The organism is Neobacillus niacini (genome assembly GCF_030817695.1).
In the GTDB taxonomy this organism is placed as follows: Bacteria; Bacillota; Bacilli; order Bacillales; family Cytobacillaceae; genus Neobacillus; species Neobacillus niacini_F.
Window position 1 is genome coordinate 2,932,582 of record NZ_JAUSZQ010000002.1, and the last position, 22,300, is coordinate 2,954,881.

The window sequence follows — 22,300 nt, forward strand, 5'->3', positions numbered from 1 at the left end:
AAATAGTGAATGTTTTTACTCTTGAGCAGCGATGATTTTTTCGTAATAATCTTTTCCTACTTGATCCTCAAAAGATTTATACGTATCGGCTGTTGCTTTTTTAAACGCTTCGATATCCACTTCTACAACTTCCATTCCATTTTCTTTTAAAATCTCTAATTCTTCTTCGTTAGCCGTTAACTGCAGCTCGGACATATATTCTCCAGATTCATACATCGCATCGGTGATAATTTTCTTCTGTTCATCATTTAAACTATCAAACCATTGTTTGCTTACAATGGGTAGTTCGTTCTGTGTCATATGACCAGTAAGGTTAACATACTTTTGTACTTCGTAAAACTTATTGGTATAAATTTGATTAATCGAATTTTCTTGAGCTTCAATCGTTCCAGTTTTCAGAGACATATATACTTCAGCGATATTCATAGGAGTTACGTTAGCATCCATAATTCTAAAAGGCTCAGTATGTGCCTTCGCATCAGGTGTTCTAACCTTCAAGCCCTTCATATCTTCTGGTTTCTTAACAGGATTTTCAGCTGTAGTTAAATGACGATCCCCCACCCACCACACAGCTTCGGGAAATGCTACTAAATTTACAGTTTCTGCCTGTGTTCCAATTTCTTTATAAGCAGCTGTTTTAGCAAGCTCTACAAACGTTTTGTATTTCTCACGTTCATCTTTCCCATTAATTACATAAGGTAAAGTTAGAACAGATGCTTTAGGGACGAAGTTTGAAAGAACGGCTGCAGAAGGAATCGTAATTTGTATCGTTCCAATTTGTGTGCTTTCAATTAGGTCTTTTTCACTTCCAAGCTGTCCACCTGGGATGACTTCTACGATCATTTTCCCGTCCGATTTTTCCTCAACCAATTCTTTAAACTTGATTGAGCCTTTATGTATTGCAGATTGGTCATTGGTAACGTGCCCAAGTTTGATGTTCATTACTTCTTCTTTATTACTAGTTGTTGAGTTTGATTGTTTTGAAGTATCCTGTGATCCACCACACGCTGCCAAACTAGCTGTCAATAGTAAACTTGAAAAAACAGTAAGCGCCTTCTTCATATTCATGATTTCGTCCCCCTATTTTTTATTAATTTCTATTAATTCTTTGGCATATTCCTTTTCCATGATTGCAAGCTTCTCAACTCTTCTTCTAAATTCTGCAGCTGTGCTGAACTCCGCGGTTAAAAAAGAATCTAGTAATTCTTTCACTAACGCAGGACCAATAATTTGAGCACCTATACACATCACATTTACATCATCATGCTCTACACATTGGTGTGATGAATAGATATCATGACAAACAGAGGCACGAATACCGGGAATTTTATTAGCTGCTATTGAAGCTCCCACTCCTGTTCCACATACGAGAATTCCTTTTTCTACCTCATTTCTTCGAACCTTTTCACAAACAACCTTTGTAATATCCGGGAAATCAATCGGATTTGGATCAAAACTGCCACAGTCTGTTACTTCATGACCTAAATCATTTAATACCTCAATTACATACCCCTTCAATGGAAAACCTGCATGATCTCCTCCAACTGCAATTTTCATCCGTTAACCCACCCTTTTCATTATTGAAAAATATATAGTTAATCGATTAACAGAAAATATAAAAAAATTAAGTTAAACGATTAAAAACCAATTTTTTTAGCACCCACAAGATTTTCTAACAACCATTTCTGGATCTAAATACTTGATTCCTCTAGTTTCTGTACAATTACCTTGAACCGTATCTACGATTTTCTTTGCCGCATATACCCCTAGCTGATACGCTGGTTGTTTAATACCTGATAGTGGTGGATCAACAATATCTGCCCACTCAGGGTCATCGTAACCATAAATGGCAATTTCCTCTGGTATCTTAATACCCTTTTCTTTAATATACTTATAGGCCCCTAGAGACATAGAATTATTGGAAATAAATAGGGCTTCAAGGTCCATTTTTTCTTCAATTAATTTTTTAGTCAGTTCGTAACCGCTTTCAATATTGAAACAACCTTCCAATACAAGCTCTTTTCTAAAGGGAATACCATAATCATCAAGTGCTCTTTGATACCCTATGAAGCGGTCACGTCCAGTACTAAAATGCAGCGGTCCTGTAATAATACCTATTTTTTTATGACCATGTTTGATTAGATGTTCAGTAGCAATATAGGCACCCTTAATGTTATTGGTCATGACCATATTGGAAGGAAAATGATCTGGACAGCGATTTAGAAATACCACAGGTACATTGGCTTTTATTAAATCATCATAATGTTCATAATCACCCGTTCCGGAGGAAGAGATGATTAATCCATCAATCCTTTTCCCCATAAAAACATTAAGGTATTCCTTCTCCTTCTCAAAATCAGAATCAGTACTACAGAGAAGTACATTATATCCTATTTCCGATAATGTGTTCTCTATGCCTTTTACCACTTTTGAAATGAAGTCATTAGAAATATCAGAAATTAATATTCCGATTAAACGCGATTGTTTCACCCTTAGACTCTTGGCAATCTCGTTCGGTTTATAATTAAGCGCTTCCATTGCATCGAAAACTTGTTTCTTTACATTTTCACTTACATGTTTTGTGTTGTTAATGACATTTGATACTGTTGCAGTGGAAACCTGAGCCAGACTTGCTACTTCTTTTAATGTAGGATTCTTCAAATTGTTCACCAACTTCTAGTTAATCGATTAACTAAAGTATAAATTACATTATTTACTACTGTCAATAATATTCTGATAATTGGCAAAAATATATTTTTGAAAGCATTTAATACGGCTAATCTTTAAAAAATTACATAATTGTCTATTAAAAGATAAAAAAAGGAAACAAATCGGATAGGTTCTTCCACATGTGTTTCCTTTTACTCTTTATTCATTTTAAATACAGCATGAGATTCATTTACTTCTGATACTTATTTAACTTGGAAGTAATAGACACTGGCTTTCTTTCCTGTTTTATCAATTTTAAGTTGGATGCCCAACGGATTCCAGATTCGTAATTTTGAGTATTTTCCTTTTTCACGAGGTTCTGTAGGCGCTCTTTATTCTTTTCTATCGATTCTTCCACGGAGAGCATCCGGCGGGTTGGGAACGATAGTCCAGCAAGAATGGTTGTAATCGTAGGGTCCGTTTCAGTGATATAAGTTCCTTCAAATAATTGCAGCGGTTCCCCCACTCTTTCAAAGATGGAAGGTACATTAATTAACTTTGAAATGTTCTCTGGTCCCTCATAGATGAGTCCAGCCCGGATTACCCCCTGTGACTCAACAGGACAGAATATCGAGTTCTCCCAAGAAACCTGCACTTTCTTTGAAACCTCCGATGTATTTTTCGCGTCCGTAATCGGAGCGGAAGAGATAATTGTTACACCTCTTGATCCAAGGATATTCATTAAATCTGTTTCATCAAAATTGCCAAAGAATGAACTCTTCTTCGTGATTTTCAGAAGATGGTTAATGGCCTCTATGGCTTGAAGATTAGCAGCTAGGTAAATTTCGTGTTTACTAGATTGTGGTTTCAGTTTCCGCATTTGATCATTATCAACGAGGAAGACAGAAGAAATGCCTTCGATATTGGAAAGTTCTTCGATACACTCAGCGGTATTGATGCGATTCCCCGCTAATACATTTCGTTCAGGTATAATCGCGATCGCCCCTACCTTGATACCAGGCAGCTGATCGATTAACAAATCAATTAACATCGGACTCATCCCAGACCCCGTGCCGCCATCGGTTGAAAACGCCACTAATAGAAGTTTGATGTTTTTAAACGAATTGTTAACAAAATCAATGATCTCCTTATAGTTTTCTTGAAGCGCACGTAATCCTAAAGAACGTTCTTGACCTGCCCCATTGTATCCTGGAACAAAAAACTTTTTTTCTACCCGGGTATTTACAACACCATCACGTTGATTCGTATTAATGAGAGCTGTTGGGAAATTCAATGCTGATGCAATTTCCGCTATATTCCCACCTGCTTGACCTACGCCTAAGATTCCAATCGATTTCACTAAACACGCCTCCTTAGTAAGCTAATGATCTAAGTTGTAAAAGTTTAGAAGAATTTTGAACCAAATCATTGATATGGAAAAAACAATCCTTATACCATTTTTACTATATAGATGGGCAGATTATGACCAAAATCGGTCCCAGCCCTTTATATTATGGAAGCGTCAGGAAAATGCGGATTTAAATCGTTAAAGATTCCGTAACCTCAGATGAAGTGAATAAGCCAATCTGGTCATAGTGGTGGAGTGTTCGTACCGTTAGTTAAAAATGTAACACCTTTGTAAAAATTAGGCTTCGTTATTAATTTAGCCTTTGCAATTCCTTTTTTAAATCTTACATTGTTTAGCCATTCAATTACTGCATTTGCGTCATAATTAGGGTGTATTCTTTCTCCATTTTCTAACGCCCAATATTTTTTATTCTTTTCCTCATCAAAAATCCACGTTAAAAAGTCTTGCTGAATACAGTTCATCTTCCTACCTACTTTTGTTGCACACGAAAAGTATTGAATACCATCGTCACCAAATTCAATTTTAATAATCATAAGAGTTCAACTCCTTTAAAAAAGTATCAACCTCTTTCTTTATCCTTGAATTTACATCGTCCTCATTAAAATCTCTAGCTGCATAATCATAATCAAGCCTATCAATCATTTCACTAAGTTCATACCAAGTATATAATTCATTTGGGTAATTTAACTCCATAGCAACAATTTGAAAAATCATATCAGCTAAATTGAAAATCTCTTTGTGGTCATTAACTTGGTTTATTCTATTTGCTAATAAACCTATGTAGGCTCTTGCACATACCTCAAATGTTGGCTTCTTTATTTCCAACTCATTTATTGTTCTATTAAAATAGACTTCAACTTCAAATATATTATCATTGAATGTAAATGAAGAGAGGATATTTAATGATGGTGATGTTACATTTCTTTCTATTAGGCTGTGCGACCAATTTACATAATCCTCAGTTGAAACTGTTCCCTTATAAATTTTATAAAATAGTACATTAGTTTCCACTTCATCACCTCCATTAAAGATTCTTTTCATTAAACCATATTATTAATCCTTATTGGCATTAACCTGCCCCGATAGTCCAATAAGAAACGGCTGTCGCAGCAGCCAGTCCTCTTAAATTCAAGCACCCGCTTAATTGAATTACACCAAAAAAGATTGACAATTTTAGCCACTCTAAAATGTTATTTAAAGGTAATTAGGAGAATTCGTGATTATGTGATACACTTTGTTTACCATTTGATTTACTGTTTTCATGTGCCCTACTCATTCGTGAGTAGGGTTCCTTGCTTTTACGATAATAAAAAAACAGACTCTATAAAGAGCCTGCTTGAGTTTGGTTTTATTATTAAGCTTTACGCACGTTAGCTGCTTGAGCTCCACGTTGACCTTGCTCAACGTCAAAAGTAACTGATTGACCTTCGTCTAAAGATTTGAAACCTTCGCCTTGGATAGCTGAGAAATGAACAAATACGTCTTCTCCGCCTTCACGCTCGATAAATCCGAAACCTTTTTCTGCGTTAAACCATTTTACTTTACCTTGTTCCATTTTGTTTCCTCCTGCTGTGTGCATTACACACAATGTGTTACTATCCTTGCACTCAGTGATCATAAAGACGAAAAGTTAATCTTAGACTATCCTTTACACCGAACAAAAATAATTCTTCTAAAGTTTAACATTTTTCAAAAGTATTTACAAGAAGACATAAAACACAACCATTTTTGCCACTCCTGAATTTTCATATCTGGTTTTCGATTCTTATGTTTTTCTTATTCAAGTAAAGCACCCGTTAGCTTAATAAGAACTTTATACATTTTTCTCTCCAAATGGTGGAAAAATGTATAAAAATCTATATATGTTCCACAGATAATGCTCTTTAATTTATATGTATTATTTTATTTAAAAAGTTTAGGAAGCCTTGCGCTCTTTAGCGTTCTTTAGTTCCCTTAAGCTTTCTTTGATTAACTCTCTTTGTTCCTCGGTAATAATAAAATCCGTAAGACGATCCTCAAAATGAGCAATACGTCTTTCCAACTCCTCTATAGTAAGGTTATTAATATTCTTCATAAACCCACCAACTCCTCTTATTATAATTTATATATAATTAGTATTCTTCATAAAATCCTTCAAAGCCGCTATCGGCAGCGGGATATTCAAGTAAAGGAAGCTATCCAAAATCTATTCTTCAAGTGGAAGTTCCATTCGAAATCCTTTTAATCCCAGGATCCCTTATTTAATTTTCCCATTGTTTAAGAACTTGTTCTTTTGCTATACGATAAACTTCTTCTTCTGTTTGGTTTTTTGTAGCTATTACGTTAGTTTGATAAACTTTACCTTTATGTGTTACATAGATTGTATACTTGTACATTTTGTTCTTTCCCCTTTTTATAATTCTCACTTCACTAATAAATCCAATTTCATTTAGTTATTCCTACAAATGTTTTTTGACTTTTTTATATTTTACAAATAATTCGAAAGTTATTAAAGCTAAAAAAAAGGTCAAGATTTGACAAATTCTCAACTTAACAAAAATTAATATACTCACTAGCAACGGTAATGACTGGCAAAGTCAATAAAATCAACAAACTTTTTATGATTCTAATCTCTTATGTATTTTGTTACACTTCTTTGAATGCAGAAAAATGTCGAAATATAAAAACTAAAAAAAGGCTGGCTCCTGATACCGATCTTAAATTACCTTTTTGTTTTAATCCTTCAAATTAAATAACCACAAAGTTAAAAAACCACCTTAGATAAGATGGTTTTCTTGCTTATTTATTAAACTAACGCACCCTTTAGTTTAAATGTAATTCTTCACAATCTTTCTAAGTTTATAAATAAATATCAATCTAAACTAATGTTGCCTTATCTATTTACTAATTCCCTTTCATACCTTAACATTTCTATAAATTCTCTCAAGGATGAAGACATATATTTATCTTTACGATAAATGAAGAGAGTATTGACTTTTCCGAATTGATTTGGAATTGAGTGATGGATAAGAAGATCATCTTCTATATGTTTGTCTACTACACTCCGAGGAAGTAAACTTATACCTAGTCCCGCAGATACACAGCCAATAATTCCATCAAGTGTTCCAAATTCCATTATTTTTTCTGGAATAACTCCTTCCTGATGTAACCATGCTTCAAATCTTGCCCGATACGAGCACCCATGACGAAAAACTAATATAGTTCGATTTTGTATTTCTTTTATAGAAGACAAAGGTTGATGAGAAGCATCAGTTACAAGCACTAACTCTTCTTCAATTACAGTTTTATAAGTGAGATCAGGATGTTCAATAGGACCAGCAACAAAAGCTCCATCCAATTCATATTGTAGAACACCTTGGACATTTTTCTCAGTTGGACCTGTTTTTAACGTAAGGTCAACAGCAGGATATTCACGATGGAACTTTGAAAGCAATATTGGCAAACGAACTGCAGCAGTCGTTTCCATCGAACCTATCACTAAAGGACCGTTTGGTGTTTGATCATCATTCATTACGTTTCTTGCCTCATCTAAAAGTTGAAATATTTCATCCGTATACGAAAGTAATACTTTCCCTTTGTCTGTTAAAGATGTTCCCCGATTATGGCGATAGAAAAGCGTTGTTTGAAGTTCTGTCTCCAATTGTTGAATTTTAGCTGTGAGATTTGATTGGGCATAATTTAGTTTTCTGGCTGCCCTTGAGATACTTCCTAACTCTGCGACCGTTTGAAAAAATCTTAAAGCTTGTAAATCCATGGACATCCTCCTCTTCATTTCTTTTGCTATCAAAATAACTGATAGCCACATATCATTTTTACGTATTATACCATATAGCAAAAAACAGATAAGATAATAATAGAAATAGGGATTAAATTAATTGGGGGTGAAAAATTGAATAAACGACCTTTTCTATTTTTGATTGGGGGAATTTTTTCATTAATGATTGCGATGGGAATTGGAAGATTTGCTTATACTCCCATTCTCCCACTAATGCAAAATGCGCTTTCCTTTACTGATGCTGTGTCGGGCTATCTTGCTTCAAGCAATTATGCAGGATATTTCGTTGGAGCGATTTTGGCAGGAGTTCTCCCACTGAAAAAGCATAAAACCTTCTATTTAAGGATAAGTCTAATGGTAAGTATTTTGACTACGTGCATAATGGGGCTCTCTCACTCTTACATTCTTATGCTTATAGTTCGCTTTATTTCGGGAGTGGCAAGTGCATTCATTTTTGTTTTAGCTTCCAGTATTGTCTTAGATAAACTTGCTGTTTCAGGTAAATCAAATTGGTCAGGCTTTTTTTATTCAGGGGTGGGGTTCGGAATCTTTTTTTCGACGCTCTTTATTCCTAGTTTTAACCATTTATTTATGTGGGAAGGTGTATGGTTAGGACTAGCCAATGTAAGCGTCATTCTTACGATCTTTGTATGGTTGTGGCTCAAAGAATCCCCAAACACGATTGGGAAAAAGGATGAACAAATAGTTATTACACAAGCACCTCCCCTTAAATGGCTTCCATGGTTAATTATCGCCTATGGACTAGAAGGGTTAGGTTACATTGTAACAGGGACATTTATTGTCTCGATTGCTGAAAAGACCTCAGTCTTTAGCATTGACCCTACTTTTGTTTGGATGGTCGTTGGATTAAGTGCGATTCCATCATGTATCATTTGGTCAACCCTTGCAAAAAAATGGGGGTTTGTAAAATCATTAGTGTTTTCGATGATTCTACAATCAATTGGTATTGCACTACCTGTTTTTTGGTTGACCCAATCTAGTTTAATGGTAAGCGCATTATTATTTGGAGCTACGTTTATGGGAATTACTACACTCGCTACAACCTTGGCACGCCAAATGAGTCCATCAAATAGCAGTCGAATCATTGGGTATCTAACCGCCATTTATGCTGCTGGTCAAATGATTGGACCGACAATAGCTGGAATCCTATCATCCTATACTCAAAGTTTTAATTCAGCTTTGATAGGAGCAGCTAGCGTAGTATTCATTGGATCAGTGTTGCTTGTAAGCGGTATTCGATTTGATCGAATGCCAAATATAGAAACTTCGCATATAAAATCAAATTGAAAGAGGGAAATTTAATGCCATACGTTAATATTAAAATTACAAATGAGAACGTTACACCAGAAAAAAAAGCTGAGCTTATCAAGGGAGCAACACAATTACTGGTTGATGTATTAGGTAAAAATCCAAATACAACCGTTGTAGTTATTGACGAAGTTCATACTGATAATTGGGGCGTTGCTGGAAAAACAATAACTGTTCGAAGAAAAAATGGTCAGTAATTTAGATTCTTATTTTATAAGCAGAAAAGCCGATTTCGCTAATAGGATCGGCTTTTTCTATAAGTTTGTGAAGTATTATACTTAATACAGATAGGTAAGGGTTTGACGTTATCGCTCCCTTTTCCCCCTGTTCACACCGTACGTGAGACTTTCACCTCATACGGCGTTCCAACTAATCCAATTTATTCTTTCTATTTGTTAAGCAGACGAGTGCTGTTTTTCCAAAGTTAGATTATTTCATTTAGACATTTTAAGCGTAGTTTATTTACCTTTTCTTTCTGCTTACTAGTGAGCTTTAAAGATTGTAAAAGAGTTTCTATTTTGACTTTATCTTTTAGATGAATTAACTGATGAATTGCTTTATGAACAATAATCAAGTTTGAATAACTATCATCTTTCGAAAGATAATAAGGGTTTATGTGATGACAGTGCCATTCATGTATCCCTAACTCTTCACCTAATATCGCACACTTGCCATACTGGGCAATAAATCTACTGATTCGATTGTCGTTATATTCAATGGATCTGTTTGGAATGTAATTTCTCATGATGTAAGAAAGCGTATTTTTATCAATAGCTTTTAGGCTATTATGGATTTTTGCTCTACCTTCGGCAGTAAAGTTACATATTACTTGAGAGAAACAAAATGTCTTTTTCCACCTTTGTGCGTGGATGGGGACAAAAACCATTTTTTGTATCATATACAGTTTTGCCTTATATCCCTTGTATCTTTTCTGTAAGGTTTTAGACATCTCATGGAAACTTGCCTCGGTTCTAATGTTCCTTAATTGATTATATAACGTTTTGCGTAGATGAACGTTTAACTCATTCAGATTGATAGTAATGTTTGTAGCGACCGAGTAATAGTTTTGGATTCCCATGACGACAGTATTGAAATTCCAAACTGTCTGAGTGCAAGGCTTTTTCTTGATTACTTTTATAGCTTCCTTAATCTTTTGAAAAGCGTTTTCTTTAGCCTTCTTCGACATATCGGACTGTGCTACATAACCAAATCTTGTTTTTCCTTTCCTTACAACTTTCATTGTAAATCCAAGAAACTCGGAAGAGTTTTTCTTTAGATTAATAACCTTCGATTTCTCCTCACTTGTTTCCAAATGAAGTCTTTTTCCCAAGAAGTCTTTCAATGCGTAGTTCATTTTTATTGCGTGTGACCTAGTTCGGCACATTACCTTGAAATCATCCGCATAGCGAACGATGAAGCACTCTTTCAAAGCAGTTTTCTTTAAATGTTGATATTTACTTCCATTTGTAGAATAAGCATATCTGCTTTCAAAAGTTTCCCATTGGTCACTTATCCACCAATCCAATTCATTCAATACAATGTTTGAGAGTAAAGGTGATAGGATACCTCCTTGCGGAGTGCCTTTTGTAGGAATACCTTCTCCTTCAATCTCTGCTTTTAATAGCCTGGATATTATAGAAAGAAGTGATTTATCCCTTATTCCTATTGACCACATTTGCTTTAAAAGTTTACTGTGATTAACATTATCAAAGAAACCTTTAATATCAACATCAACACAATGATGGAGTCCAGACTGATTGATAAGAAATTCAAGCCTAGCTTTGGCGTGATGAGTGCTACGGTTCGGTCTGAATCCATAACTATGTTTATGGAATTTTGCCTCACAAATGGGCTCTAAAATTTGAAGTAAGCATTGCTGAAAGATTCTATCCCAAATTGTTGGAATCCCTAAAGGTCTCGTTTTGCCTTTACCTTTTGGAATGAATACACGCCTTACCGTTTGCGGTTCATACCATTTGAACATGGCTTGAACCTTTGCTATTACATCTTCTACTGTAAGATGTAAAATATCGTTAATGGTTATTTTATCTGTTCCCGCAGTTTTGCTACCAGTGTTTCTTTTGATGTTTCGGTAGGCAAGTCGTATATTATCTTTAGAACTCATTAATTCTGTTAAGTCATAGAAGTGATGACCGCTTACACTTTGAGCATATAGTCTGTCAAAACAATCTTGCATACTATAATATTCACTGTGTCTCAGTTTCTTCCGTTTCAATAAGTTGGTGACTCCTTTCGGAGTTAAACCTCTTTTAGTCTCACAAGAACCTTATTAATCGATAAAGAACTGCCTTACTTGGTTGAATAAATCTTTATTAGTCTAGTGGCTATCCCTCCATGTGGATTAGACATTTCATTGGTACTGTGCCACCACTTTCACTGATATAAAGACAAGTTATACAGTAACTAATATCATTATTGCTTTCCTTGCCACCGTTTCATTAGAAGTAAGTCCTCCACGTTATCAGCTTACAACGTTGAATTATATCTATTATAGAATGAACTTAGGTGCTTCCTTTAAGCCTGTTAGCATTCATACGCCTGTAACGTTTCATGGGTTTTCATATTAGTTAGTCTTACTCACCCACAGCTAACCTCACAATTTAGTGATATACACATTTCTATGTATCGCAGTTATAGACCCGTACATTCAGAAGTTCGTCAGCTTAACCTTTTATTGTAGGTTTATTCGCATTCTCACCTTATTCATTCAACTCAAGCACCATGAATTACACCACTCCATCGAGTAGGATTTCGGCAGCCTAACTGCTACGGTAGTTTCTCACGCCTTTTCGCCGAGCTTATAACACTATCATTCTTACTAATTCAAGTGCTATTCGACTAAGAGAGAACCCTTCAGGGCGTTACCCCATCATTTGATTCTTCGATATAATCCTTCAGTTCCGACAGGAACTGTCTAGCCTTTACCAGAGAAATGTGACCATCCTCCATTTAAGCTAGAAACATTTCGCACAACTAACCTGCACCTTTAGCATTCCTGTAGATCCTTAAATTTCAGGTTTGAAAAAAATAGAACCCCTCAGTAAGATACGAGTATAGAGACCAATCTAACTCATATTCTTAAGGAGGAGTCCTACTATGAATTTTAAAATGCAAGACAAACAAAATCAACTAATTGAAAGAATTTCCGATACACATCTTATTGTTGGTGTTGATATCGCTCAACAATTACACGTTGCAAGAGCAGTTAACTTCCGTGGAATTGTAGTTGGAGACCCTATTACATTTGAAAATAATGAAGAGGGGTTCCTTAAACTATTAAACTGGATTCATGATTTAAAAAGATTAAAAAGCTTAGATGCCGCAATAGTAGGTATGGAGCCTACAGGCCATTACTGGATTAACCTTTCAAAATGGTTATATAACCAAAACATTGAGGTTGTAACAGTCAATCCCCACTAGTAAAAAGGAATAAAGAGAATCGTGATAATACCCAATCTAAGAGTGATAAAAAAGATGCGCTCGTTATCGCGGATATGGTCAAAAACGGCTACTATTCCTTTATTCGTCCATCATCAGAATCATTTGAGAAGCTTAGAGTTCTAATGTCTAATCGTGATGTGATTGTTAAACGTCTCGTAATGTCTATTAATCAAATAAATCGATGGGTAGATGTTGTCTTCCCAGAGCTGCGACAAGTGTTTAAAGATGTTTCGTGCAAAGGAGCTATCGCAACCCTTCGCTTATTTCCAACTCCAGAGGAAATATCTTCAATGGAGCCATTAGATGTCATGAGGGGGTGGAAGTCATTAATGAAAAGACAACCAGGGTCTAAAAAAGCTCAATTACTGATCAATCTTGCAAAATCTTCTATTGGAACTGGACAAGCACTCGATGCTTATAAATTCCATCTAGAACAATTATTAGAAGAATATGACCTCGCTGTAAAACAACTCGAAAGAGTTGAACAACAAGTTAAAGAAGTTCTCAATAAAATACCATTTGCAAAAAAACTACTTTTGATTAAAGGAATAAGTGAAATTTCATTAGCTGGGATACTAGGTGAGTCAGGAGATTTAAGTGGATTCTCTCACGGAAACTCTCTATTACGTCATGCGGGATTACATCTAGCTGAAGCAAGTTCAGGCAAATGGAAAGGTCAGATTGTTATTTCAAAGCGTGGAAGGTCAAGACTACGACGCTTCCTCTACTTAGCAACTATGAGCCTTGTGATGAATAACCCTGAGTTTAAAGCCGTCCATTCCCATAATGTGAAAGTAAAGAAGATAAAGAAAATGAAGTCAATAATGAAACTGATAGGTAAACTTGCGAGGATTTTTGTAGGTATAGCACGACGAAACGAGACTTACTGTCCAAATAAAGTCCATGTATTAATCCCTTTAGCAGCATAGAAATAAAACATAAGTTATATATAATGTATGGTTTAAAATAGTAAAACTTTATTTTGAATGTTGTCTTATTCGTAGGATTTCAAATATGTACGGAGTACCAGGTTTATTGAACAAAAGGGCACTGTGACCCATCAGTTTAGCATAACTGGCCTCCACCCCTTGGATAGGCATGACGAAGGAATGATAGGGCAATTGACCCGTTGAGACATGGGAGGGAAAGCCTCCAGGGGCGGCGTGGAGATGTACATTATATGGTAAAATATGGAGTGGTAGCTGACTCCTTTATTTAACTATGCCTTCACGAAGCCAAAATGATCTGATCTCATTTCAATTACCCGGAAATCCAATAACAAGGGTTATGAAATCCTGCGAATAAGTGAGCATTCGAGAGATATTCGTATCAAACTGAGGGAGTTCAATAAGAAAAAGGCTGCCGTATTTAGCAGCCAGCTCTTGAGGTAAAGCACCTGATAGTTTAAGTGTAATTCTTCACAATTTTGCCTAACAAAAGAGACCTGTGGGTCTCTAATGAAATAATTAACATATTTAGGATTTATAATTTTAAGTCTATCATATTAAGCAGATATAGAAGCTTCTCCACTATCTATTCTGTGATATGCTCCACTAATAAATGGGGCTTTCTCTGACGCTAAAAATAGCATTAGATCTGATATTTCTTCTATCGAAGTACACTAGTCGCTGGGCGCTCCTCGAAAAGCTAAAGCTTGTTCTTTGTGCGAGGCAACGCTTCCGAAGCTTACTCTTGTGGAGCTAGGTAGTTCTCTACGTTAAAACTTTCTTATCTTCCAAAAATACAAAGCAGCGACTGAAGGCAATTCAGTCACTCCTTTCTCTGTTTTCCACTCTAGTCCTAACATTGTGCTTTTTCTTCTACTTTTTACTCTCTATATCACTTAATTTTTGTTAAAATTATAAAATAAATACTTATGTTGTGACAACCACCGGAATAAGATAGGAAAATAGAGTATAAAAACGGAGGTTAAGAGATTTGGGAGAATTTCTCGATTTTATTTATCACGATTTTAAATACAAGCTATATGTCCCTGGTGAATATAATTCAGATAAAGAGTCTCCGTTGTTGGTAATGCTTCATGGATGTGGACAAAATCCGGATGATTTTGCTGCAGGCACAAACATGAACACACTTGCTGAAAAAGAAAAATTCCTTGTCCTCTATCCTGATATGAACCATCTGTTAAATCCTTTAGATCTGGCCGGGTATAACCCCTTTGGCTGCTGGAACTGGTTTTTAGATAAAAATCAACACCGCGGAAAGGGACATCCCAAGCTAATTTATGAGATTATTAATAAGGTCAAAAGTAAATACAAGATTGATTCAAATAAAGTGTACGCTGCGGGCTTATCAGCAGGCGGGTCACTAGCCTGTATTCTTGGCGTTACGTATCCAGACGTCTTTAACGGTATCGGAATTTGTTCGGGACTAGCCTATGACGCTGCCAATGTATTTTTTCTAACCGACCCGATGGCTGAGGAAGCTAAAAAAAGTATGGAGAAAGGCGTGCCTGACCCATATACATGCGGAAACAGTGCATTTCAAGAGATGGGAGAGTATAAGAAAAAAATCCGGGTGATTGTTTTCCATGGGATCTGTGATACAACGGTCCACCCCATTAACGGCCAACAGGTTATTACCCAATGGGCTCAAACCAATTTTCTCATTGAAGGCGGTATAGGCCTTGCTGATGTTACCCCTGCCCTGGTCAAATCAGATATAATAAATGGAAAAAGCTATACCCAGCATGTATATAATGATGGGGACGGCGAACCATTATTGGAACTTTGGATGATCGATAACATGGGGCATACCTGGTCTGGTGGAAGCCCGAATGGTTCTTACACGGACCCCTCGGCTCCAAACGCAACAGAGATCATATGGAATTTTTTCAGTAAACATCAACAACAGCCGGAAGAAAAACTGATCGAGATTCCGGCCAATAAACCAATCTTGGCACCAGTTGAGCTGCCAGTCAATCCACCTGTCCAAACACCAACTGAAACAGCAGCGGAATTACCAATTGAATCATCAGTCAAAACATCGATTGAGTTAACGGTCAAACCGCAGGACGAATCACCAAAAAAGAACTTTTTTAGCATCCTACTCTCAAAACTTATGAAAAAGAAAAAATAAAAGAAAAACTAAAGAAGCGTCCCTATTAATCAAAGTTGGAGGGGTTTCCCCCCGTAATCCGGCTACTAAGTTTGTTGCTGCTAACATAGCCATTTTGAATCTCGTTTCATATGTTACAGAACCGATATGAGGTAAAGTCAAAGTATTCTTTATAGAAAGAAGAGGGTTATCCTTTTTCACAGGTTCTTGAACAAAGACATCGAGTCAAGCTGCAAGTATTTAACCTGTTTGAAGCGCATGAATTAAAGCATCTTCATCCACGGTTCCCCCTCTGGACCCATTAATAAAGATCGTTGTCTTTTTCATGAGCTCAAACTCCCTTTTTCCCATGAGTTTTTCAGTTTCAGCAGTTAGAGGCTTCATTAAGCATACAAAATCAGACTGCTTTAGCAGATTTTCCAGAGAGCAATACGTTGCTCCAAACTTTTGTTCTAAATCTTTTTTGTAGAACGGTTGTGATATAAAATGTCATATATATGTTGTTCACCTTCCTTTGTTTTTTTGTGTATACCTATTAGACGGAAAACTTCCTATTTTAGCCGAAAAATTTTTTAATAAATCCTAAAATACTTAGTCATTTTCGATAAGAATTTGTTTAAAAGCAGAAAAGTAGTTCTACTATAAGACAGAACCTTAGCAAAAATACTAAGCTATTGCGACCTTATAGGCAATGAAAAAAGAATCTTCGATTGGAAGATCTTTTTTAACTTCTTATTTAAGTACCCGTTACTTGAATAAGAAAAATTTCGCAATAGACAAATATTGTGCATCAAGAAGATATGTAATCTCAATAAAAAAATCCAGTTTTAATCTCTGGATTTTGGACTTGTTATAAATAATTGGTATCCATAGATGATTAACGCATAACAAATAGAAGTGTAAAAAATGTGTTTAGGCTTAAAATTGACTAATTTGTAAACCTTTAATTTTTGAAACACCCAATTGGCAGGAAAAGCAAGAAAGGAATCCATCAAAATATTAGTCAAAGCATAGAGCCAAAATTTCCCGAAAGTTAAACGAAAAATCCAAATCGTACCTACAAAAAATGGTCCAAGTATAAAACTTAATTCAGTAAACGCTTTATTAAGTAATCCACCTTTTACTGTCCACCATTTAAATGGGTAAGATAAAATACTTTCAACTAACACCAATAATGAAGCAAAACATGCAACAGGCGTATACTTTTTAAACTCATTTTTTGGAATAAAGTAAATGGTTAACCAAGGAATCAAAAAAAGTCCGATTCTAATTATTGTAACTAACATTTATCTTACTCCTTACTTGTTTTTTTTATTTTGCTTTAAACTGGTAAAGAGTATGTATTCCTTTTCTTACTTCGACAATATTATTCTTATTGCACTAACCTGCCACTTCAGTGAGTGGATAACTTCAACAAAAAAAGCGTTAATCCTTCTTGGATCAACGCACCCGTTAGTTCAAGAATTTCTATGTTTAATTTTAAATATAATTGAAGACAAGCAAATAAAAAAAAGTACAAATAATACTTAATGGAATAGCCCACAAGTAATTAACGTAATGAATTCGAATCATTATAAACATATTGACGTTAAAAAAAATCGACCACCAAATACTCCACCCGTGATAATAAGTAATTCGCCCAAATTTCCAACCAATCCATTCGACTACACTATAAATAAAGACCCATTTCAAAAAATGAACCATTTTGTTTTTTTAAGGTGGTAGGATAGGTTGATAAAAAGACAAAAGTGGACAATGAAAAGGTTATTAAAACGTACAAAAGGTAAGTTGTAAAATGATTTATAATATAGTCTTTTTGGATTTTCCATAAATGGTAATTAGTTAGTGCAAAAATTTTATATAACAAATCAGCTGCAATAACGAAAAGAATCGTCGGGTAGTACTGTTTGAAATTTTTCCAATCTCCCCAATACATAGCAGCCAAAATAGCCCATAATGCTATTGCTATATGAATTTTAATCACTTCCCCAAACGATATACATTATCTATATTATTTAAACTTATTGGTTTTCTTATGCCTTAAGATTAAGGGCACACCTTCTTCAACTAATCTGTACATTAGTTTAATAAAAAAACTGCACAATACAGGCAGCTGGTTCTTCAATTAACGCACCCTATTCTTTAAGTACAATTGTTCACAAACTTAGTTTTATTACAAGAATGCTGCCACTTTGGTACAAAATGTTAACCTATTTTTCTAGAAAATAAAATACGGTCTTGTCCTTACCAGCATAATCCGTTCCTAAAGTTACAGAAAAACCCATTGACTTATGATATGCAACCGACCCTTCGTTAACTGGAGAAGTTATACATTTAACTGTATCACAACCTAAATTTCGAACTTTTGAGAAGAATAAATTATATATTTCTCTCGCTAATCCTTTATTTCTAATTTCAGGATTTACGCCAACAAAATGTATATAGGCTTCATTTGGATGTGTTTGAGAAACAAATCCAATAAGAAAAGCCGATAAACTATTGTTTTCATCTTCAACTATAAAACTCGTAGACTGAAAATGCTCAAAAAATAATCGAGGCAACAAATGTGTCATTTGTCTACCTCCCCACCAATTATTAATGACATCCATTACATTAAAATAATCATCTTCAATAACATGACGAGTAACCAGTTCAAGAAATCATCTCTCAATAAAAGTTTTTATTATCTTCCTCACTTACAATTCTCGGATGAATCTCATTTGTCAACGGTTGCTTTTTATTAGAAATTGTTAGTTTAGTAAAGATAATAAAAAACAAGGTTAATTCAGCTATTATCAAAATATTTGGTACTACAATAATCAAATTAATAATAAAAAAGACCGTTAAAATTCCTAAAAATAACCCTAAATGATAAATTTTCAATCGGTGGTGCACATGTCTATATTGATGGAAAACAAAGGTAGTTGACAGGAAATAGAGCAATACAGATCCAAAAGCCAAAAATAAGATAAATGAGTATTGGACCTCATGTAAAAACAATAGTCTGATAGATGCTGCAATCATGCTCAAAGACATTAAAATAAACAGATGACCATAAATAATGATTTGGCCGGATGTTTGTAAAGACTTGTCGAGTTTCTTCTCCATGTTATCGAAATATTGCCACCACATCGATATAATCAGGATAAATGAAATGATCGCAAAGCCTATTGAATCCCAATTTCCTTGTGTAGGCTGAATGATCGTAAGTGTACTAATAAGAGCTTCCCCAAAGAGAATAATGGTAAATAAACCAAATCGCTCTAATAAATGAGCCGTATTTGTGGGAACCTTTTCTAAGCATTTTCGTCCAAGCACCGGGACAATGATATCAATAAGGATTCCCGTATACAACACAGCATATCGAACCCAAGAATCAAAAAAGACGGACAATAATGAAATGACGATTCCAATCCAAAAATACCTTCCAAAAAAGAGGGCTGCTTGTTTTCGAACTCCCGTTTCTATACGCTGGACAATAAGATATTGGATCGCAGTTACTGCTCTTAAGCCAATATAACCAATTAAAAAAGAAAGATAATAAGGATCAAAATCAACTGATAAACTTGATGTCATAATTAGTACAAAAAACATTTGCAGAATTAAAAAGATACGTTGATGAAATAAATCTTTTCCAAACCGGTTAATAAATATGGTTTGCCCTACCCAAGCCCACCAGATAGGAATAAAAATTAATACAAACTTTACTAAATACTCTGCATGGATATGACCATCTTCAACATGAAGTAAAACATGAGTCGCAGCCGCAACCGCCGCCACAAATAACAAATCATAAAAGAGTTCTAACCAGGTCACTTTCTTTTCTTCCATTTCTGCACTCCCTCCAATTCTTTATAGTTACTAGTATGATGGAAATATATAGTAATTGAAAGAGGGAATAAAATTGACATAAACCATTGGCCAAAGCTTGCAAAACACGAGCCGAATAATAAGAAAACTAAAGAGAAATCCTTACATCCTAGATATTTTGTAATAAACACTTCATTAAATTAAATAATCAGACAATTAGGTATAACGACTCTCTTCTAATTTGGTATATTATGGTAACATTAAAATAATTTTAAACGAGGAGGAAATGTATGACTAAGACAATCGGCCTTATTTGTGGTAGTTTACGAAAAAACTCTTATAATCGAATCATCGCTCAATCATTAACAGAGCTGGATGATTCCCATCAATTTCGTTGGATCGAGATTAATGATCTACCTTTGTTCAACGAAGACTTAGAAATAAGCGTTCCAGAAACAGTGACATCATTTAAATCTGCTATCCAGGACGTTGACGGTATCATTATTATAAGTCCAGAGTACAATTCTGGAATTCCAGGCGTATTAAAGAATGCGTTGGACTGGGCATCACGACCTCGGGAATCCGCCGTTCTTAGCAGGAAACCGGTTGGTTTAATTGGTGCAACTCCTGGGGGATTAGGTACTGCCTTTGCTCAATTGCAAATCAGACAAGTACTAGAGGCCATGCAGGTTCATGTTCTTCCATTTCAAAAAGTGTTAATTTCCCAAGTACATAAAAAGATTGATTCTGATCAGAAAGTCCTTACAGACGAACAAACAAAACGTTATCTTCAACAATATTTACATCAATTTATTCATTGGATCGGACACACTCCAGCTCTAGATTAATTGAATAAGTCCAAGCTTTTTCAATCATTTTTTTTAAAATACTACTAACACATAATGAGGTTTTAGAAAACGAATTCCAGTAATCCGTTCAATTACATTGGAACAAACGAAGGAGTTTAACATCCATTTTCCAATCTATGAATCTTCTTCGATTACTTATACTTAATTAAAGGGAGGACAATAAAATGTCTGATTTCTATTCTCGTCTTAATAAAGATGATGCTGCCGTTCTTTTAGTTGATCATCAAACCGGCCTTATCTCCGGTCTTGTGCGTGACTATGGTGTTGATGAATTCAAGAACAATGTTATGGCTCTTGCTAACACTGCTAAGTTTTTTGATTTACCAGTTATTTTAACAACAAGCTTTGAAAACGGGCCTAATGGACCACTCATGCAAGAATTGGTTGAACTTTTTCCTCATGCGCCAAAAATAGCTCGTCCTGGACAAATTAACGCATGGGATAATGAAGATTTTGTCAAAGCAATCGAAGAAACTGGAAAAAAACAACTGATCATTGCGGGCGTAGTAACAGATGTTTGTGTTGCATTTCCTGCACTTTCCGCTGTGAACGCTGGTTATGGAGTATTTATTGCTACTGATGCTTCTGGAACATTCAGTAAACAAGTAGCGGATGCGGCATTAACACGTATGGCCCATGGTGGGGTGCAGCTTCTGAACTGGTTTAGCATAGCGTGCGAATTACAACGTGATTGGCGCAATGATGTTGAAGGTTTTGGCGCTTTAATTTCTAGCCATCTTCCTGGTTATCAAAATCTTATTGGAAGCTATAGGGGAGCTCAGAGAGATTTCAGCAAGCAGCCTAACTAGAATAGCAGCTTATTTATAACTCGCTTTTTCCAATAAAGCTTCTGGCTTATTCAAGAAAAAGGCGTTTTTCTAAAGTAACTAAAGCCTAATTTCTCACTTATAACATGTGAGAAATTAGGCTTTTTATATTTGTATTTCCTTAACGTTGTATATCCGCGGTTTGCTGGTGGTACCCCCAAAAAAGCTAAGGGCGATTGTTCTACTAAACTTCCCCGTTAACCATCCATGAAGCGCAAAAATCAACGCTTCACCACAGAGAATGAAAATGTTTTACTCCGACGATACTTATTATACGGCTGGGAGAGGAAGGTCGCTTAACTATGGTGCGTTAGAGCCCATCCGTTAGTCTGACTCCAACGACCACGCTGCACCACTGACTGTCGCTCCGTTACGGGAAGCATTCATGGTATTAATCCTATTCTGGTTGCTGCACCAGCCTCCAATAATTAGTGCCGTAGAAAGGATGTTTTCAATGGATATAGTCATTGAACGAGCATGTGGTATGGACGTTCATAAGGACAATATTGAACTATTATTTCCCTGAAGCAATATTCTCCAACGTTTTAGCTTTTTTTCTTGCCATTAAACGCTTATAAAGCGGAAAGCCAACCATATAATATCCTGAAAATGATAGCAGGATGAGAGATAAACCAGCGAATGTGAGCGCGGTGTAGCGATACCAATTTCCAAAGTAGGATCCGTTATGCAACGTAATGAGAAATGTGGAGTAATCTGGGTTGGTAGATAAGACTTTACCCGTACTCGCATCGATTTGTACACCTTGACTGTTATTGAAGCGAACCTGGTAAATATTTAAACCTGGTCGATATTCAATTCGAAAGATATCTTCAACCGATGTTACATCTGGAAGCCCTTGAGACGTGGCAATCGAGACGACCCTTTCCATAGGGATCGATTGACTTGGACTCGCCGCTTTCCCCATTTTTAACTCATCAGAAATTCCGAGGGGTATCATATAAACTAGTAAGAGGCCAGTTACAGCCAGGAACATAAAAACAATCGATAATAGTAGTCCGGCCCATTTATGAACCTTTTTACTAAATTGGTATAAACGTAATGCTTTTGACATTCCCATCACACTCCGTAATTTATTTTATTTTTTAACTGCCTCTTTTTAGTCTGTGGAATT

The 22,300-nt window shown here is 35.6% G+C and carries 20 protein-coding genes and 3 pseudogenes; 6 read left to right on the top strand and 17 right to left on the bottom strand.

What is annotated here, in order from left to right:
• Positions 1-15: 15 nt before the first annotated feature.
• The 10 genes from QFZ28_RS15075 to QFZ28_RS15120 all read right to left on the bottom strand — a co-directional run bounded on the left by QFZ28_RS15075 (position 16) and on the right by QFZ28_RS15120 (position 7,772).
• Positions 16-1,068 carry a TRAP transporter substrate-binding protein gene (locus QFZ28_RS15075; protein WP_307195389.1) on the bottom strand — a complete coding sequence of 351 codons (1,053 nt, stop codon included), beginning with the start codon at positions 1,066-1,068 and terminating at the stop codon, positions 16-18.
• Positions 1,069-1,080: 12 nt separating this feature from the next.
• Positions 1,081-1,557: a ribose 5-phosphate isomerase B gene (rpiB, locus tag QFZ28_RS15080; RefSeq protein ID WP_307195390.1), complete on the bottom strand. Its 477-nt coding sequence runs from the start codon at positions 1,555-1,557 to the stop codon at positions 1,081-1,083.
• A gap of 96 nt (positions 1,558-1,653) precedes the next feature.
• Positions 1,654-2,661: a LacI family DNA-binding transcriptional regulator gene (locus QFZ28_RS15085; protein ID WP_307195391.1), complete on the bottom strand. Its 1,008-nt coding sequence runs from the start codon at positions 2,659-2,661 to the stop codon at positions 1,654-1,656.
• A 238-nt stretch (positions 2,662-2,899) separates the two neighbouring features.
• Positions 2,900-4,009: a tubulin-like doman-containing protein gene (locus tag QFZ28_RS15090; RefSeq protein WP_307195392.1), complete on the bottom strand. Its 1,110-nt coding sequence runs from the start codon at positions 4,007-4,009 to the stop codon at positions 2,900-2,902.
• Between the two features lie 230 nt (positions 4,010-4,239).
• On the bottom strand, positions 4,240-4,551 hold the full coding sequence (locus tag QFZ28_RS15095; protein WP_307195393.1) for a hypothetical protein: 312 nt from the start codon (positions 4,549-4,551) through the stop codon (positions 4,240-4,242).
• Positions 4,541-5,029, bottom strand: a complete 489-nt coding sequence (locus QFZ28_RS15100) for a hypothetical protein (RefSeq protein ID WP_307195394.1) — start codon at positions 5,027-5,029, stop codon at positions 4,541-4,543. The genes QFZ28_RS15095 and QFZ28_RS15100 overlap by 11 nt, the downstream gene beginning before the upstream one ends.
• A 343-nt stretch (positions 5,030-5,372) precedes the next feature.
• Entirely contained in the window at positions 5,373-5,573 is a 201-nt protein-coding gene (locus tag QFZ28_RS15105; protein ID WP_160723721.1) for a cold-shock protein, read from the bottom strand.
• 360 nt (positions 5,574-5,933) lie between these two features.
• Positions 5,934-6,092: a hypothetical protein gene (locus QFZ28_RS15110; RefSeq protein WP_307195395.1), complete on the bottom strand. Its 159-nt coding sequence runs from the start codon at positions 6,090-6,092 to the stop codon at positions 5,934-5,936.
• Positions 6,093-6,258: 166 nt separating this feature from the next.
• Positions 6,259-6,393: a BA3454 family stress response protein gene (locus QFZ28_RS15115; protein ID WP_144555969.1), complete on the bottom strand. Its 135-nt coding sequence runs from the start codon at positions 6,391-6,393 to the stop codon at positions 6,259-6,261.
• Between the two features lie 497 nt (positions 6,394-6,890).
• Positions 6,891-7,772 carry a LysR family transcriptional regulator gene (locus tag QFZ28_RS15120; RefSeq protein WP_307195396.1) on the bottom strand — a complete coding sequence of 294 codons (882 nt, stop codon included), beginning with the start codon at positions 7,770-7,772 and terminating at the stop codon, positions 6,891-6,893.
• Between the two features lie 135 nt (positions 7,773-7,907).
• Here QFZ28_RS15120 and QFZ28_RS15125 point away from each other — a divergent pair, with 135 nt between their 5' ends.
• A complete protein-coding gene (locus QFZ28_RS15125) occupies positions 7,908-9,101 on the top strand; it encodes a YbfB/YjiJ family MFS transporter (RefSeq protein WP_307195397.1) in 1,194 nt (397 codons plus the stop codon).
• Between the two features lie 14 nt (positions 9,102-9,115).
• Positions 9,116-9,319, top strand: a complete 204-nt coding sequence (locus tag QFZ28_RS15130; protein ID WP_307195398.1) for a tautomerase family protein — start codon at positions 9,116-9,118, stop codon at positions 9,317-9,319.
• Between the two features lie 227 nt (positions 9,320-9,546).
• Here the strand turns inward: QFZ28_RS15130 and ltrA are convergent, their stop codons facing one another.
• Entirely contained in the window at positions 9,547-11,358 is a 1,812-nt protein-coding gene (gene ltrA, locus QFZ28_RS15135) for a group II intron reverse transcriptase/maturase (RefSeq protein ID WP_444875318.1), read from the bottom strand.
• Between the two features lie 881 nt (positions 11,359-12,239).
• Between ltrA and QFZ28_RS15140 the strand changes: the two are divergent.
• Together QFZ28_RS15140 and QFZ28_RS15145 are read left to right on the top strand one after the other, a co-directional pair.
• Positions 12,240-13,513, top strand: a pseudogene (locus tag QFZ28_RS15140) (IS110 family transposase).
• Positions 13,514-14,522: 1,009 nt separating this feature from the next.
• A complete protein-coding gene (locus QFZ28_RS15145) occupies positions 14,523-15,683 on the top strand; it encodes an extracellular catalytic domain type 1 short-chain-length polyhydroxyalkanoate depolymerase (RefSeq protein ID WP_307195399.1) in 1,161 nt (386 codons plus the stop codon).
• Here QFZ28_RS15145 and QFZ28_RS15150 read toward each other — a convergent pair.
• From QFZ28_RS15150 to QFZ28_RS15170, 5 genes and pseudogenes are all read right to left on the bottom strand, one after another.
• Positions 15,657-16,153: pseudogene (locus QFZ28_RS15150) on the bottom strand (NAD(P)-dependent oxidoreductase); the annotation flags it as partial. The gene QFZ28_RS15145 and the pseudogene QFZ28_RS15150 sit on opposite strands and share 27 nt — an antisense overlap.
• Positions 16,154-16,489: 336 nt before the next feature.
• Positions 16,490-16,948: a hypothetical protein gene (locus tag QFZ28_RS15155; protein ID WP_307195400.1), complete on the bottom strand. Its 459-nt coding sequence runs from the start codon at positions 16,946-16,948 to the stop codon at positions 16,490-16,492.
• Between the two features lie 383 nt (positions 16,949-17,331).
• Positions 17,332-17,646 carry a hypothetical protein gene (locus QFZ28_RS15160; RefSeq protein WP_307195401.1) on the bottom strand — a complete coding sequence of 105 codons (315 nt, stop codon included), beginning with the start codon at positions 17,644-17,646 and terminating at the stop codon, positions 17,332-17,334.
• 221 nt (positions 17,647-17,867) lie between these two features.
• A pseudogene (locus tag QFZ28_RS15165) lies at positions 17,868-18,271 on the bottom strand (GNAT family N-acetyltransferase).
• Between the two features lie 58 nt (positions 18,272-18,329).
• Positions 18,330-19,493, bottom strand: coding sequence for a low temperature requirement protein A (locus tag QFZ28_RS15170; protein WP_307195403.1), 1,164 nt, complete (start codon positions 19,491-19,493; stop codon positions 18,330-18,332).
• A 269-nt stretch (positions 19,494-19,762) separates the two neighbouring features.
• Between QFZ28_RS15170 and QFZ28_RS15175 the strand changes: the two genes are divergently transcribed.
• Both QFZ28_RS15175 and ycaC read left to right on the top strand, forming a co-directional pair.
• Positions 19,763-20,320: an NADPH-dependent FMN reductase gene (locus QFZ28_RS15175; RefSeq protein WP_307195404.1), complete on the top strand. Its 558-nt coding sequence runs from the start codon at positions 19,763-19,765 to the stop codon at positions 20,318-20,320.
• Positions 20,321-20,505: 185 nt separating this feature from the next.
• Positions 20,506-21,150: an isochorismate family cysteine hydrolase YcaC gene (gene ycaC, locus QFZ28_RS15180; protein WP_307195405.1), complete on the top strand. Its 645-nt coding sequence runs from the start codon at positions 20,506-20,508 to the stop codon at positions 21,148-21,150.
• Positions 21,151-21,682: 532 nt separating this feature from the next.
• Here the strand turns inward: ycaC and QFZ28_RS15185 are convergent.
• The gene (locus QFZ28_RS15185; RefSeq protein WP_307195406.1) at positions 21,683-22,240 is read right to left on the bottom strand and encodes a PepSY-associated TM helix domain-containing protein; all 558 of its coding nucleotides are present in this window, start codon (positions 22,238-22,240) and stop codon (positions 21,683-21,685) included.
• Positions 22,241-22,300 lie beyond the last annotated feature (60 nt).